General features: G+C 31.6%; 13 protein-coding genes. 6 read left to right on the top strand and 7 right to left on the bottom strand.

The annotated features are described in order from the left end of the window. Positions 1–117: 117 nt before the first annotated feature. The 3 genes from IF125_RS10890 to IF125_RS10900 all read right to left on the bottom strand — a co-directional run bounded on the left by IF125_RS10890 (position 118) and on the right by IF125_RS10900 (position 3537). On the bottom strand, positions 118–1845 hold the full coding sequence (locus IF125_RS10890) for an MFS transporter (protein WP_171622139.1): 1728 nt from the start codon (positions 1843–1845) through the stop codon (positions 118–120). A 171-nt stretch (positions 1846–2016) separates the two neighbouring features. Then, positions 2017–2730 (bottom strand): lipoyl(octanoyl) transferase LipB, encoded by a 714-nt coding sequence (lipB, locus tag IF125_RS10895; RefSeq protein WP_171622140.1) that lies wholly within the window; start codon positions 2728–2730, stop codon positions 2017–2019. Between the two features lie 42 nt (positions 2731–2772). Continuing rightward, positions 2773–3537, bottom strand: a complete 765-nt coding sequence (locus IF125_RS10900) for a hypothetical protein (protein WP_225542492.1) — start codon at positions 3535–3537, stop codon at positions 2773–2775. 148 nt (positions 3538–3685) lie between these two features. Between IF125_RS10900 and IF125_RS10905 the strand changes: the two genes are divergently transcribed. Further along, a complete protein-coding gene (locus IF125_RS10905; protein WP_225542494.1) occupies positions 3686–5854 on the top strand; it encodes a S46 family peptidase in 2169 nt (722 codons plus the stop codon). Between the two features lie 147 nt (positions 5855–6001). Beyond that, positions 6002–7150: an AI-2E family transporter gene (locus tag IF125_RS10910; protein ID WP_225542495.1), complete on the top strand. Its 1149-nt coding sequence runs from the start codon at positions 6002–6004 to the stop codon at positions 7148–7150. A gap of 112 nt (positions 7151–7262) precedes the next feature. Here IF125_RS10910 and IF125_RS10915 read toward each other — a convergent pair whose 3' ends face one another. The 4 genes from IF125_RS10915 to IF125_RS10930 form a co-directional block, all read right to left on the bottom strand. After that, a complete protein-coding gene (locus tag IF125_RS10915) occupies positions 7263–7838 on the bottom strand; it encodes a phosphatase PAP2 family protein (protein WP_225542497.1) in 576 nt (191 codons plus the stop codon). Continuing rightward, entirely contained in the window at positions 7838–8389 is a 552-nt protein-coding gene (locus tag IF125_RS10920; protein ID WP_225542498.1) for a twin-arginine translocase TatA/TatE family subunit, read from the bottom strand. Before IF125_RS10920 ends, IF125_RS10915 begins: the two co-directional genes overlap by 1 nt. A 91-nt stretch (positions 8390–8480) precedes the next feature. Then, positions 8481–11396, bottom strand: coding sequence for a protein translocase subunit SecD (gene secD, locus IF125_RS10925; protein ID WP_225542499.1), 2916 nt, complete (start codon positions 11394–11396; stop codon positions 8481–8483). Positions 11397–11517: 121 nt separating this feature from the next. Next, positions 11518–12366: a DUF6929 family protein gene (locus IF125_RS10930; RefSeq protein WP_225539207.1), complete on the bottom strand. Its 849-nt coding sequence runs from the start codon at positions 12364–12366 to the stop codon at positions 11518–11520. Between the two features lie 126 nt (positions 12367–12492). Here IF125_RS10930 and IF125_RS10935 point away from each other — a divergent pair, with 126 nt between their 5' ends. The 4 genes from IF125_RS10935 (at position 12493) to IF125_RS10950 (ending at position 15747) form a co-directional block, all read left to right on the top strand. Then, a complete protein-coding gene (locus IF125_RS10935) occupies positions 12493–13716 on the top strand; it encodes an MDR family MFS transporter (RefSeq protein ID WP_225542500.1) in 1224 nt (407 codons plus the stop codon). A 39-nt stretch (positions 13717–13755) separates the two neighbouring features. After that, a complete protein-coding gene (locus IF125_RS10940) occupies positions 13756–14322 on the top strand; it encodes a cob(I)yrinic acid a,c-diamide adenosyltransferase (RefSeq protein ID WP_171622149.1) in 567 nt (188 codons plus the stop codon). Then, entirely contained in the window at positions 14315–14947 is a 633-nt protein-coding gene (locus IF125_RS10945; RefSeq protein ID WP_225542501.1) for a thiamine diphosphokinase, read from the top strand. Before IF125_RS10940 ends, IF125_RS10945 begins: the two co-directional genes overlap by 8 nt. 65 nt (positions 14948–15012) lie before the next feature. Beyond that, on the top strand, positions 15013–15747 hold the full coding sequence (locus IF125_RS10950) for an SIMPL domain-containing protein (RefSeq protein WP_171622151.1): 735 nt from the start codon (positions 15013–15015) through the stop codon (positions 15745–15747). The last annotated feature ends 159 nt before the right edge of the window (positions 15748–15906 follow it).

A 15906-nucleotide genomic window follows, 5' to 3' on the forward strand; every position in this document is an offset into this window, starting at 1 on the left:
AATGAGCCCGATACAATATCGAACTCATTTTTATAATTATTAATTTTTAATCTGTCCAAACTTTTGGGTGCAGTCTAGCTTTTGCTCGGCTTTTTTTATTTCATAATTTAAACTATTTTAATGACTACCTTCTGATTCTAATTCATCAATATTGATTCCTTGTTTTGTTAAAAATCCTTTTACCATAATTGCGAACAAAATAAGGTAGGCAAAACAAAATAATGGGATAATATACGAATTATGAATTCCAATAATATCAGATAATTTTCCTTGAATTGGCGGGATAATTCCACCTCCTAAAATCATCATTACTAAAAAAGCAGATCCTTGCGCAGTATATTTTCCTAATCCTACAATTGATAAACTGAAAATTGCTGGCCACATAATAGAACATGCTAATCCTCCTGCTAAGAAAGCATAGATAGCTGTCATACCTGTAGAAAATAATCCAATAATCATTGCTACTGCTCCAAATATTGCGAAAATTAATAATGTACGAGCTGGTTTATCTTTTGATAAAAAGAATGCGACAATTTGTAAAGCAATACATATAATATAATAATACAAATGCGACATATCGAAACCAGCCATTGTATTAACACCAATAATAATTGAATAAGCGATTAATGGAACAATAATTAATAACAATTGTTTTTTTGATTTAGTCAAATTGAAGGCACTAATTGCACCTGCCCAACGACCAATCATCATACTTCCCCAATACATCGTCACGTAAGGTGTAATTTGTGAAGAACTTAGGCTACCAAACTCTTTCAATGTTAATAATTCACCTAAATTAGAGCCAATTGCGACCTCTACTCCAACATAAAGAAAAAGGGCTAACATTCCTAAAATTAATTGAGGATATTTCATCGCTCCCCAGCCTTCTGCCTTTTTTGAAGCGCTGAAATAAGCATACAATAATCCTACAACTACGACTGCTAAAGCACCAAATAACCATGACATACGATACATTTCTAATGGTTCTTTGATTGTTGCAATTTCTGCTTTATATTGATTGACTAATTCTACATTTTGATTAGCTTCAATTAATCTGCTTAATTCTTCAATTTTTAAAGCCTCATCACTTTTATAACTCAAAAATACTGGTACAAACATTACAAACAATAAAATTGTCATTACAATTAATGTTGTTAATGCTTTGTTAGATTTTTCCATTGGTTCGTTATTGATACCATCTGGAACTTTTTTTGAGAAAAAGAAAATTCCTGCTGCAATAACAAACAATAATCCAACACCAATGTATAGATATTCTACTTTTGTAAGTGGTAAACTTTTTATCGCGTCATCCGAAACATGTTCAAAAGTACCAAACAATGCAAAACCAATTACTAACGGACCAATTGTTGTTCCAAAGGAATTGATTCCTCCACCTAAATTTACACGTGAAGTTCCTGTTTTAGGATCTCCCAAAAGAACAGCAAAAGGGTTGGCCGCTGTTTGTTGCAAAGAAAAGCCTAACGCTACAATAAATAACCCCACTAACATTGCTGTATATACATTAATTTGAACCGCAATAATCATTGCGCCAGCTCCTATTGCAGAAAACAAAAGTCCGTAAACAATACTTCTTTTATATCCCCATTGCCCAACAAGATCTTTACCTTTTACAACGCCAAAAATATACAAAAGCAAAGCACCTACATAATACGCAGTATAAAATGCAAAGTCGATTAATTGTGATTGAAATTGATCTAAATTGAAATAATTTTTACAAAAAGGAATAAAAATATTGTTACCTGCGGCAATAAAACCCCAGAAAAAAAAGACGATTATCAGTGTATAGAGCGCTGGATAATTCGTTTTGATTTGGTTATTTTCCATTATTACGTTTCTTTATAAGTGCTAAATTTATAATTATTCTTTAACAAAAAATTAAAAAATAGTCGAAAATGAAAAACATTTAATTGAAGTGTTTATAACAAATTAAAAACCAATAAAAAAGACCGTTTTACAAAAAACGGTCTTTACTATAATTTTTATTCTTAGAAATGTTTATTTATAGGCTACATCAAAAACTTCAGCAAAATGTTTTTTCGTAAACGCTTTTACTTCGTTCATATCTACCTGATGACCGAGCTCTCTTTCTAATGACGCAACGGCTTTATCTTGGATTCCACATGGAACAATATATTCAAAATAACGCATATCTGTATTCACATTAAGAGCAAAACCATGCATCGTAACCCAACGAGAAGCTTTAACTCCCATTGCACAAATTTTGCGCGCATAAGGTCGACCAACGTCTAACCAAACACCTGTTTCTCCTTGAGAACGAACACCTTTTAAACCATATTCTGCAATTGTTTTGATGATTACTTCTTCCAAATTGCGCATATACAAATGAATGTCGGGTTTAAAATTTTCTAAATCCATAATCGGATACCCAACCAATTGTTGCGGTCCATGATACGTAATATCGCCACCACGATTCGTTTTAACAAATGTTGCTTGAATTTCATTTAACTTATCGCTCGACGCCAACATATTTTCTAAATGACCACTTTTCCCAAGTGTATAAACATGCGGATGTTCTACGAAAAGCAAATGATTTTTGGTATTCTTAAAATCAGTTCCTCCCTCCTTTTCTTGTGCTCTGTTGTACTGTTTTGCGGCTATATTTTCGGCTAAAAGACTTTCTTGATAATCCCATATTTCTTGGTAATTTCTGTTCATTCCCAAATCTTGGAACTCGACAATTTGTTTCATTTTACAATGTGTTTCGAAAATCAAATTTACGAAACTATGCGTTTAATAGGTAATTTTGGCTGATTTATTCTTACCCGAAATAATATCATTGAATGTAAAATTTAGTCGAATCGTTTTTTGGTCCAAGGAGAAATTGGCATCTTCAACTGTACTACTTACTATTTTAGTTGGCGCATGAATAATTAATTGATAATTAAACATATTATTATACACCATATTATCTCCCGTTCCAGCATCAAAATTCGGCATTAAGCCACTGACTAAAGTCTTAAAATCTTCTTTATTAAATACAATTTCGGTACTGGTTGAATTTATATTCTTCTGATTGTTTAAATAATTTGTATTGAATGGATTATCAATCGCTATAAACAAATTGAATAAAAACGTATTCAACTCTTCACTTTCTTTACTGATGACAGTTGATACTGAATTTAACTCGGTTGAATACGTTAATTCATTAAAATCAATATATACTTTATGCTGTTTAAATTTTTCATATAGTAATTTATTTTCCTCAAAATAAGCGATTGCATTACTCCTTTTATCATTCAAAAAATCTTCATCTTCAATCATTATTTTATGCAATGATTCAATTGTTAATCCTTTTTTTAAGTTCTCTACCACCTCTTTTTTTTCATTCAAAAGTGAATTGTAACCACCTTCATCTTGAATATATGATTTTAAATCATTGCCATTTAACGAATAATTATAATCAATTTTTCCATCTTCATAAATAACATATTCTTCTTTTATAGTGCACGATTGCAATCCTAAAGCTATTAAACCAACTAACAGTACTCTTTTCATTTATCTACATTTAATGCTCAAAAATATTAAAAATTAATCCTTAAAAACTCACTATTTACAATGGTTTTAAGAAATCAAGTTGGTTTTATGTAAATTTCTTTATCTTTGAAAATCTAAGAAATCGATACAATAAAATAATCAAATAAAAATGAAGAAACTATTCGTTAAAGGGTCTATTTTAATGGCTTTGTTTGCAAGTTTCAATGCGTTTGCACAACAAGGTGGAGGAATGTGGATTCCGACAGAATTGAATGAAAAGGAAATGAAAGACATGGGATTGAAAATCTCATCAAAAGACATTTTCAGTACTGGAGATAAAAGTATCAATAATGCAGTTGCGCATTTTGGTGGTGGTTGTACATCTGAAGTTATTTCTCCAAATGGTTTATTATTAACTAATCATCACTGTGGTTATGGAGAAATTCAAGCGCATTCATCTTTAGAAAATGATTATTTAACAGATGGTTTTTGGGCTAAAGAGTTAAAAGACGAATTACCAAACGAAGGGTTAACAGCGACTTTTATCATTGATATAAAAGATGTAACTACAGCTATTTTAAAAGGTGTGAATGAGAATATGTCTGAAGAAGAACGTAACAAAATCATCAAAAAAAATAGCGAAGATTTTAATGCAAAAAGCAAAAAAGAATCGTACCAAACAGTTTTCATTAAACCTTTCTATAAAGGAAATAAATACTACCAATTTACAACAGAAACGTTCAAAGACGTACGTTTAGTTGGTGCACCACCGTCAGCAATTGGTAAATATGGAAATGATACCGATAACTGGGTTTGGCCACGTCATACTGGAGATTTTGCTATGTTTAGAATCTATGCGGATAAAAACAATAAACCTGCAGAATATTCAGTAGACAATGTACCTTACAAACCAAAACATCACTTACCAATTAATATTTCGGGAATTAACGAAGACGATTTCACGTTTGTTTATGGTTTTCCAGGTGTAACGGACGAATATTTACCAGCTTCTTCTATCAAACAAATCAAAGATGTCATCAATCCGGCACGTATTAATGTTCGTACAATTGCATTATCGCACATCGATAAAAAAATGCGAGAAGACAATGCAACTCGTATTGCGTATGCGTCTAAACAAGCACGTATTTCGAATGCACACAAAAAATGGATTGGTGAAGTTTTAGGGCTTAATCGTTCGAAAGCGGTAGAAAAACGTCAACAATACGAACAAGAATTTATGAATCGTATTGCTAAAAATTCGAAATTAAACGCTCAATATGCGAACATTATTTCTGAATTAAATGACGTGAATAAAGCAAATCAAGATTATAATTTAGCGAACACTATGTTCTCTGAGTCGTTTTTCTCAAATTCAGAAACGTTCAGAATGGCTTTAACGTTGAATAATATTTTGAATGCTGTAGGGCAAAAAAATTATGCTGAAACAAAAGCAAAAGCGTTGAATACGGTAGCGTCTATGCACAAGGATTATAATCCAGAATTAGACAAAACAATTTCTTCTGATTTGGCTGATAATTATTTCAAAGTAGTTCCACAAAAATTATTACCGAATACAACTGCAGCAAACATTAAAACTGCTTTAGGAAACTCGGTGATTAACGGAACGAAAAAAATGAATGGACAATCTCTTTTAGGTAATATCAAAGCTTTAGCTGAAAACGATGCTGAATTTATTAAAGCGCTAAAAGAAGATGCATTGATTAGTCAAGTTCGTATTGTTTTAGAATCGAATCAAACAAATGTAACGCCTACCTATTTAGCGAATCAAGATAAGATCAACAAATTGATGCGTACCTATATGAAAGCGCAAATGGATGTATTTACAGATAAAAAAATCTTCCCAGATGCGAATTCTACTTTACGTGTAACATATGGTAAAGTTGATGGTTATCAACCTCGTGATGCGGTTTATTACGAACCTGTAACACACATGGATGGCGTAATGGAAAAATATGTTCCTGGAGATTACGAATATGATTTACCAAAACAAATGGTTAGTTTATATGACAACAAAGACTATGGTAAATATGCTGATAAAGACGGTAAATTAGCTGTAAACTTTATCGCAACCAATCATACAACAGGAGGAAACTCTGGTTCTCCAGCATTAAATGCAAAAGGAGAATTAATCGGATTGAACTTTGACCGTGTTTGGGAAGGAACTATGTCAGATTTAAATTATGATCCAGAAATTTGTCGTAATATTATGGTTGACGCTCGTTATATTTTATGGGTAGTTGACAAATATGCAAATGCACAACGTTTGATTGATGAAATGACTATTATTGAAGAAAATAAAGAGACGAAGAAAAAATAATCATCTTTCATTATATACTGAAAACCACGTTTTTACAACGTGGTTTTTTTAATGAAATAAACTATACAATCAAATATTATCTAACAAAATAAAACTATATTTATAGAATCAATTTTATAATATTGTCAACATAAAATACTTTACATTATGGAAGTCATTAGAAAATGGCCTTTTTATTTAAAACTAACTTGCACATTATTGTCAATCATTTGTTTAACATATATATCAATAATAGGTAAAGCGATTTTAGTTCCATTAATTTTAGGCTTCTTAATTTCGATATTACTATCGCCTATTTCTACTTTTTTCGAAAGATATTTGTTTCTTCCAAGAGCAATTTCAAGTATCATAACAACTCTATTATTTGCAGCATTTATATTAGGAATTTTCTATTTAATCGCCATACAAATGGCTGATATAGCGAATGAATGGCCTGTTTTTCAGATGCAGATAATTGAAGCTTTTATCGATTTACAGAAATGGATTCATCACACGTTTGGTATTAATTCGCATGCGCAAATGGAATATTTGACAAAAAATGTAAAAACCACTATCGAGACAAGTACAATTGTCATAGAAAAGGTACTTTCAATCGTGTCGTCAATGACTGTAACCGTTTTATTTACTTTTTTATACATCGTTTTCTTGCTTATTTACCGTGGACATTTGGTTAAATTCCTTTATTACGCTTTCAATTCGAATACGCACGATCAAGTATATAATGTGATTACATCTATTCAAAAAATGGTCAAACAATATTTAATTGGCTTATTCTTACAGATGCTAATAGTTTCAATTTTATCATTTATTGCATTTTCGATTCTTGGGCTCAAATATAAATTTGTATTGGCTATTTTAACAGGAGTACTTAACGTTGTTCCGTATGTTGGGATTATTATTTCATTAATCGTAACGCTTATCATCACCTTCGCAACAATGTCTACCTCAAAATTATTTTTTGTATTAATTGCTTTCATTGCAATTCACGCAATTGACGGAAATGTTGTGATGCCAAAAATTGTAGGATCTAAAGTAAAAATAAATTCACTAATTGTCATTATTGGTTTGGTTATTGGCGAAATGACTTGGGGAATTATGGGAATGTTGTTATCTATACCAATCCTTGCGTTGATGAAAATTGTTTTTGATAATGTGACCGAACTAAAACCTTGGGGCTATCTTTTGGGTGATGAAAATTCTACTGAAATTGATGAAGATTTGAATTCATTCTTAGCAAAAAAGAAAGCTCTTCGTTTGAAGAAAAAGCCTAAGAAACTGGACGAAACAATCGAATAGTTTTATTTCTATTTTACATAATTGTATTAATAACTTAATTAAGTTTACTAAAAAAGTCTATAACAATTTGTTATAGACTTTTTTGATATGTATTGATTTAGTCAATTTTATTTTAGATATTCTGCAAATATTTTTTTTCCAAGAAATAATATATTTTTAGGAATATGATAGAGAAAAATACACCGATTAAGGTTCCGAAAAATATATCACCTGTAAAATGTACACCAACATATACTCTACTGTAAGCAACCATTAATGCCCAAACAATTAAAACATACAATAACCATTTGTAATAGCGTCTTAAAATAATTCCCATAAAAATAGCAATCGCCATGTGATTAGAAGCATGAGCAGATGTAAAACCAAAACGACCTCTCCCCTCACAATCTATTGGACGGAATAAGCCTTGAATAGATTCTGTATAACATGGTCTATAACGTTGGAAAGAATTTTTTAGGATATTGGTAAATTGATCAGCACACGTTATCATTAACGCAACACAAATTCCGGCTAATAATGTCTTTTTCCATCCAAGTTTAATGTACAACAAAACAAGAAATATGACATAAAGCGGAATCCACGTTTTTTTATTGGTAACCAATAACCAAAACCAATCCCAACTTTCTATACCTAAATTATTGAAATACAAAAATATTTGTACGTCCCAATCAAAAAAATCTTGTATCATTATCTACTTACTGATCCACCTAATCCTAATGCTTCATCGACAGTTTTTGGTTCCTTGATAATCGTAGGTTCTTCAACAACTGGTTCTACAGGTTCTTCTGCAATTGGTTCAGTTGAAGTTGGAGTTTCTATATCTTGAACTGGATCTACAGGCTTCATTGTTGGTGAATCTGTATCTCTCAAAGCTGTTTCGACAGTATTCTCTTGATGAATGGCATTGTGTAATTCATCAACTGGATTACTTACCTCTTCAAACGATTTTTGGAAATCTTCCATTGGATTAATTTTTTGAAAAGTTTCTTTCACTTCATTCAATGGATTTAATTCATTAATTGTATTTTGAATGTCCTTTGTTGGATCTACTTCCTGAACAGGATTCATAATTTCTTGTTTGATATCTTCTGAAGCTTCTTTCAGTTTTCGTACTGCAGCTCCCAAACCACGTGCAATTTCCGGAATTTTATCTGGTCCAAAAATTACCACGGCAACTACCATAATAATCACGACTTCTTGAAAGTCTAAAAACGCTGGGTATATTACTAAACTATTCACAAAACAAATGTATAAAATCTAAATGGAGTAAAAGAAAAAAAGCCATCAAATTTCTCTGATGGCTTTCTTAAAATTTATTTAAAATTGAATCTTATTTATTCATTTGACCTTTTTTCGTAAAGTCGTACAATAAAGGAGATGCAACGAAAATAGATGAGAAAGTACCAATTACAATACCAATCAATTTCGCAAACATAAATCCTTTGATTGATTCTCCACCAAATGCAAAGATGATTAATACGATTAAGAACGTTGATAAAGACGTATTGATTGTACGAGATAATGTTTCTGATGTAGAAATATTAATAATATTATACAATTTATGGTTTTTCTCAACTGTTAAGTTTTCACGAATACGATCCAAGATAATAATCGAGTCATTCATCGAATAACCAATTACTGTCAAAATCGCAGCAATAAAGGCTTGGTCAATCTCCATATTGAATGGTAAAACACCTTTAAATAAAGAGAAAACACCTAATACAATAATTACGTCATGCGCCAAAGCAATGATAGTTGATAATGAGAATTGCCAACGTTTGAACATGATGATTAAGTAGAAGAAAATTGCTACTAATGCTAAAGAAACTGCAATAAATGAAGCTCTTGTCGTATCATCAGCAATTGTAGGACCTACTTTTGCAGAAGACATTAAACCTATTGTCGCATTATCTTCTGAGAAATCTTTCTCAGACATATTTGCTGGTAAATAAGATTTAAGCCCTGTATATAATTTATCTTTTATTTCGTCATCTACATTAGTTCCATCCTCATCTGCTTTGTATGCAGTTGTAATCTTTACTTGGTTTTGACCACCATATGTTTTTACTTGAGGTTGCATTTTTTCTCCGTCCAAAACAAAGACATCACCTAAACTTTCAGAAATTTGCTGAGGATCTACATGTTTATCAAAACGAACTGTATATGTACGTCCACCTTGAAACTCGATACCCATATCAAATCCTTTTGTGAAAATAGAAATCAATGCTACAGTAGTTAAAACAGCTGAAATCGCATACGAAATCTTTCTTGTTTTTAATAAGTCAACTTTGATATTTTGTAACCAATGCGCTGTAAAAGATGTATAGAAAGGAACTGATTTTCCTTTTGCTAAACGACCTTCTACAAAATAGCGGGTAATAAAAATCGCTGTAAATGTAGAAGTAAAAATACCGATCATAAACGTTGTTGCGAAACCTACAACTGGACCTTTACCAAAGAAGAATAAAATTAAAGCTGTGATAAATGATGTTGAATTCGCATCAATAATTGCAGAGAAAGCACCTTTCCAAGAGTAAGCAAAATCTACTGCTTGTCGTAATGATTTTCCTTTTCTTAATTCTTCTTTTACACGTTCGTAAATTAAGATATTCGCGTCCATTCCTGTTACCAACGTCAAGATAATCCCGGCGATACCTGGTAAAGATAAAGTAGCTTTTAATGAAACTAAGAATCCTAATAAGAATAATAAGTTAACGATTAATGCTATGTTCGCATAGATACCTGCACGGCTGTAGTAGAACAACATCCAGATTAATACCAATGTAAACGCACAACCAAATGCAATCAAAGAACTGTTAATTGCTTCTTGTCCTAATGAAGGTCCTACAACCTCCGCTGAAACAATTTTAGATGAAGCTGGTAAAGAACCTGCTTGTAAAATATTTGCTAAATCTTTTGCTTCTTCTAACGTAAAGTTACCCGAAATTTGAGAGTTACCTCCTGTAATTTGGTTTTTAATATTCGGTGCAGAATACACCATATTATCTAACACAATTGCAACACCTTGACCGTCACGATCAATTGAAGAAGGTTTTAATTCGTCCGTAATACGTGCCCATTCTTGTGCGCCTACTGGATTCATTTGCATCGAAACTACTGGTTCATTTGTAATAGAGCCTGGGTTACGATCTGCAGAAGCTGAAACTACTTTATCACCTTCAATTAATGGCTCTTGAGAACCATTTTTCCCTTTTAAAACATAAAATTCTAATAATTTAGGCGCTGATTTATCATTAGCTTGATTTCCTAAATTCATTGGCTTATTCGCCCAAGAATATTTATATCCTCTGATGTTTGCTGGTAAACCAGGCACAAAACTTTTGTCTTGTAACACACGATTTACAACAGCGGTATCTTTAACATTTACAACAAAACTCGCATTAGAACCTGTTGGTTGCATAACTTCAGCTAACGATTTAATCGTTTGTCCTTTGTCATTTTTTACATTGTACTTTTCTGTATTTACACCAGAAAAATATTGTAAAACTGTTGGATCTTGACGAACAACCTGCCAAAACTCTAATTTTGCTGTAGATTGTAATAATTTTTTTACACGGTCAGTATCAGAAACACCTGGTAATTCTACCAAGATACGTCCATCACCTTTATCTCCTAATCGTTGAACAACTGGTTCTACAACTCCAAATTGGTCGATACGAGACTTAATTACATCATATGCAGTGGCAACTTTAGCTTCGATATCTTTACGAATCACCTCTTTTACCTGATCGTCAGAAGCGTTATAAGCAATTTTATCTGCATTGTTTTTGTTACCAAACAAATCCGCAGCTGCATATTTTGTTCCTCCTTTTATTTTATCAAACTCTTGAAAAAATAATTCTACATAAGGTACGTTACCGTTTGTTTTTTGGGCTTTATCAGTAGCGTCCAAAGCTGCTGCCAACATTGGATTTTGACTTTTCGCTGATAAATTTAGTAATAAATCTCTTTCAGAAACTTGTAAAATTACGTTAATACCACCTTTCAAATCTAATCCTAAATTGATTTCATTGTTTTTAGCATACTCGTAATCGTACTTGATAATTCCTAAATCAAGAGGATGCTGAGCCAAGCTATCTAAAATTCTTGGTTCGTCTTCTGGCTTACTCGCCAAACGCGCAGCCTCATTCTCTACTTTAGTGGTGTACCAAGTATAACTTAGTTGTCTGATACACAAGAGACTTAAAATGATTGCAAATGCTGCAATGAGCCATCTTCCTCGCATAATGTTTAATTGATAAATAAATTTTGACGGACAAATATAATAGTCTTGAAAATACTTTCACAATTTTTTAAGAATAAATCGAAAATCAATGTCCGTATTTTGATCATCGTTATTCTAAAATTTAAAGTTCTTTTTGATATTTGTAGATATAAATCGATGCATTTTTCGAATCATCATCATTATCTTCGCACAAATACAAGGTATAGTTTTTTCGAGATTCTTTGTATAACGCTAATCCTTCGATTTTCTTATCGTCTGATATTTTTTGCCAACGTGTAACCTCCATAATCGCTAAATCCAACTCGCCAATAATAGAGCCTTTTATTTCTCCATTAAACTGAGTTGTACTTTTAGATTCTACCGTTGCCGTAAACAATATTTTACCATCAACCATAATCGCATCAGAAAAAGTTGTGATTTCGTTATTTAATTTTGGTAATGTAATTGGAAAATAGTCAATTGGTTTATTTTTCAAATCATTTAAAGCACCTCCCACTCTATAAATTCCATTTGCAGCAGCAGGTCCATTTCCTCTGTTAAAAAAATAAGTACAATGTCCATCTGTAATGATACCTTCGATGTTAAAATCTTTTTTAGATAATTTCGAAACACTTAAAAACTTTTCAAAAAGATCACGATACGTTTTATTTTCTACTTGCTTCGTTTTAAGATTATATGAAATCAAATCGAAACGATTTTCTTTTGATCCTGAACCTAAAATATATAAATGATCTTTGTATTTCGTAATTGCTTCAAAATCTGGTTTATCTTTTTTATGGCTTCCTTCAGACTTTACTTCAGGATTCAAATTTATTTTTTCAACTTCTTTTTTCTTCTTATCGTAGACAAATAAATGTGGATTATCATCAGAAATAGTATAAACATAGCGTTTATCTACAACCAATCCAGAGGCAGCTCCAAGCCCATTGATGACAATTAAGATCTTTAGAATGAAGTGATAAAATAGCATAGTGATGAGTTTATTTTATTAGTGGTATCAAAAGTAGTCAAAGAATATCAGAAAGCTTGATAAATAAACGAATTTTTGCGAAAAAAGAACTTAACTTTGTACCACTTTTTTAAAGAAAATGAGGAGATGAAAAAAATTCTGAAAATTTACATTGACGCTTATAGTGGATTATCGAAGGAATCTTGGATGTTAGCCATCGTCATGTTGTTAAATCGGATGGGTTCGATGGTTTTACCTTTTTTAGGAATTTATTTGATTTCTGAACTTGATTTTAGTTTAGAACAATCTGGAATTGTTTTAAGTTGTTATGGAATTGGAGCAGTTTTAGGTTCATGGCTTGGCGGATGGATTACTGATAAAATTGGTAACTTCAAAGTACAAGCTTTAAGTTTATTTTTGAGTGCGCCCTTATTTTTAATCTTGCCTTATTTTTCAACGGTCTTATCGTTTTCAATCATCATGCTTATTTTAAGTACAATAAGCGAAATGTTTCGTCCAGCTAACTCGGTTGCCATTACACGTTATGCTAAAAAACAAAACATTACCCGTGCATTTTCTTTAAACCGTATGGCAATTAATTTAGGTTTTTCTATTGGACCATCGATGGGTGGATTCTTATCCAATTATTCGTACGATTTGCTCTTCTATTGTAATGCAGGAGCAGCACTTATCGCAGGAATTGTATTCGTTTCTTTTTTCTATGGTAGAAAAGAACGAAACATGGTAGAAGACGATGTAAAAGAAATCGAACAAAAAGAAGTAAAAGAACGTAATGCATATACCGACATGCCTTTTATTTTATTCAATATTATATGTTTATTATTTTCGGTTGCATTTTTCCAAATTCTAAACACACTTCCGCTTTTCTATAAAGATGTCGTTCAAATGACGCAATCAGAAATTGGACTATTAATGGGATTCAGTGGAATTATCATTGTGGTTTTTGAAATGTTATTGATCCATTATACCGAAAAAAAATACACCATTACTAAACTCTTGGTATTTGGTTCTTTTATAACCGCAATTAGTTATTCTATTTTCAGTTTCAATCATACCATCGGTATGCTATATGTAGCCATTTTTATGATGTCTATTGGTGAAATGTTGGTTTTACCCTTAATGTCTACCGTTACGGCTTTCCGAGCTCAAAGAAATAATCGTGGTGCTTATATGGGCTTAAATGGAATGTCGAATGCAGCTGCATTTATAATCTCTCCATTCCTCGGAACGCATATTGCAACATCGTACGGATTTGATGTTTTATGGATTCTAACATTCGTTGTATTAATTATTGTTGCAGTTGGGTATCACTTTTTAACAAAACCTCTTTTACCTAAAAATTTGCAATAAAATGTTTATCTTCGATAATTATTAGTTAGTTGAAATCACATGAAAGTATATACAAAAACAGGAGACAAAGGAACAACAGGTTTATATGGTGGAACTCGTGTCTCAAAAAATAGTTTAAAAATTGATTCATACGGAACAGTTGATGAATTAAATTCTTATTTAGGGTTAATCCGTTCTTATGAAATCGATCCTGCATTGGAGGAAGAAATTATAATTATCCAAAAAGATTTATTCAATCTTGGTGCAGAATTAGCTACACCAGTCGATAAATTATATTTAGCAAATGGTAAACCTCGTATTCCGAAGACTATTTCCGAAGAAGATATTGTACAATTAGAAGAATGGATTGATGATTTGGAAGGACAATTAGAACAATTGACACATTTTATTCTTCCAGGTGGAAACCAAGCTGCATCACACGCACATGTGGCACGTTGCATTTGTCGTCGCGCAGAACGTTTAACAGTTGGATTAGCTGAAGTAGAAGATATTCGTTCTGAATTACAAAAATATTTAAATCGACTTTCTGATTATCTATTTGTATTAGGTCGTAAAATTGCCGCAGATAATAATCACGAAGAAGTAAAATGGATTCCAGGTGAATAACAAAGCACTTTTATTTCTGAATGGTGAAATTCCAACCATTTTTCCAACTGCTACAGATTATGATCTTATTTTTTGTACAGATGGAGCTTTTCATTATTTACAGCAATTAAATATAACGCCCGATGTTATTTCGGGCGATTTTGATTCAACACAGCAGAATGATTTTCCTGCTGGAATTGAGGTTATATCGACACCAGAACAAAACGACACCGATTTTGCAAAAGCATTGCAAATCATTATTGATAAAGGATTTGAACATGTTGATGTTTTTGGTGCAAGTGGTCGACAACAAGACCATTTTATCGGAAATTTAAATGCTGCTTTTCGTTTTAAAAATCAAATCAATATTTTATTTTACGATAATTATAGCCATTATTTTTTCGCAGAAAAAGAAACAAAATTAGAAGGTTATTTTGGAAGAACAATTTCACTTCTACCCTTTCCTGAATGTAAAAATATAGTCACAAAAGGTTTAGAATATCCATTAAACAACGAAGATTTAAACTTACTTTCTCGTATTGGAACGCGCAATAAAGCTACAGAAGATTTAGTGACTATTGATTATTCTGAAGGAAATTTAGTCATTTTTATTATCAATCAAGATTTTCCTATTTTATTGGCATAACTTCACTATTAGTAGTGAATAATCGTTTTTCATTTTTTCGTATATTTACTGAAAAACATATTATTATGAATAAATTTTCAGTTATTGTCGCTTCTATTTTAGCCGTCGGATTAATTGCCGCAGCTTGTATTTTAGGAAATGCCTATAAATATAAATTCAAAACAACAGAATCCATTAATGTGACAGGAAATGCATTGAAAAACTTTGATGCTGATTTAGTCAAATGGCGAGCTACTTTTAGTCGAAAAGATTTTGATTTGAAAGTTGCTTCGGATCAATTAAAAACTGATCAGGTAATTGTAAAAAACTTTCTCATTTCGCAAGGAATCAAACCAAATGAAATTGTATTTGAAGCGGTGAATATCACAAAAGATTTTCAATATGGAAGCGATTCTAATGGTAATTCTTTCAGTCAATTTACAGGCTACAATTTATCGCAAGACGCCACAATTGAGTCAAAAGAATTGGATAAAATTGAAAAAGCTTCGCGCGAAATCTCAAATTTAATTAGTCAAGGAATTGAATTAAGTTCTTCGAGTCCTAATTATTATTACTCAAAATTAGAAGATTTGAAATTAGAATTAATTGCACAGGCTTCTGAAAATGCGAAACAACGAGCAGAAAATATTGCTACAAAATCTGGATCGAGTTTAGGAAAATTAAAACAAGCCGATTTAGGAATTTTCCAGATTACAGGAAAAAATGACAATGAAGAATATTCGGCAGGTGGATCGTTTAATACAATTTCTCGACAAAAAACAGCTCAGATCACAGTGAGAGCGAGCTACAATTCGAAATAAAAAAAATCAGCAGTAATGGTTATTACTGCTGATTTTATAAGATATTTCACTAAATCATTTATTGATTAAGTAATAATTGTAAATATTATTTCCAAAAATTCAATTATTTCTAATTGAATTTTCAGAAGGTAAGGGCATTCAAATTTAATCATTTGAAAG

Origin of the sequence: Empedobacter stercoris, assembly GCF_020281205.1 — a bacterium.
Taxonomy (GTDB): domain Bacteria; phylum Bacteroidota; class Bacteroidia; order Flavobacteriales; family Weeksellaceae; genus Empedobacter; species Empedobacter stercoris.

Coding starts and splice junctions, on each gene's coding strand:
- IF125_RS10910 (WP_225542495.1), top strand. CDS start 6,002: ATGGAAGTCATTAGAAAATGGCCTTTTTATTTAAAACTAACTTGCACA.
- IF125_RS10900 (WP_225542492.1), bottom strand. CDS start 3,537: ATGAAAAGAGTACTGTTAGTTGGTTTAATAGCTTTAGGATTGCAATCG.
- IF125_RS10890 (WP_171622139.1), bottom strand. CDS start 1,845: ATGGAAAATAACCAAATCAAAACGAATTATCCAGCGCTCTATACACTG.
- IF125_RS10915 (WP_225542497.1), bottom strand. CDS start 7,838: ATGATACAAGATTTTTTTGATTGGGACGTACAAATATTTTTGTATTTC.
- IF125_RS10905 (WP_225542494.1), top strand. CDS start 3,686: ATGAAGAAACTATTCGTTAAAGGGTCTATTTTAATGGCTTTGTTTGCA.
- secD (WP_225542499.1), bottom strand. CDS start 11,396: ATGCGAGGAAGATGGCTCATTGCAGCATTTGCAATCATTTTAAGTCTC.
- IF125_RS10935 (WP_225542500.1), top strand. CDS start 12,493: ATGAAAAAAATTCTGAAAATTTACATTGACGCTTATAGTGGATTATCG.
- IF125_RS10950 (WP_171622151.1), top strand. CDS start 15,013: ATGAATAAATTTTCAGTTATTGTCGCTTCTATTTTAGCCGTCGGATTA.
- IF125_RS10930 (WP_225539207.1), bottom strand. CDS start 12,366: ATGCTATTTTATCACTTCATTCTAAAGATCTTAATTGTCATCAATGGG.
- lipB (WP_171622140.1), bottom strand. CDS start 2,730: ATGAAACAAATTGTCGAGTTCCAAGATTTGGGAATGAACAGAAATTAC.
- IF125_RS10940 (WP_171622149.1), top strand. CDS start 13,756: ATGAAAGTATATACAAAAACAGGAGACAAAGGAACAACAGGTTTATAT.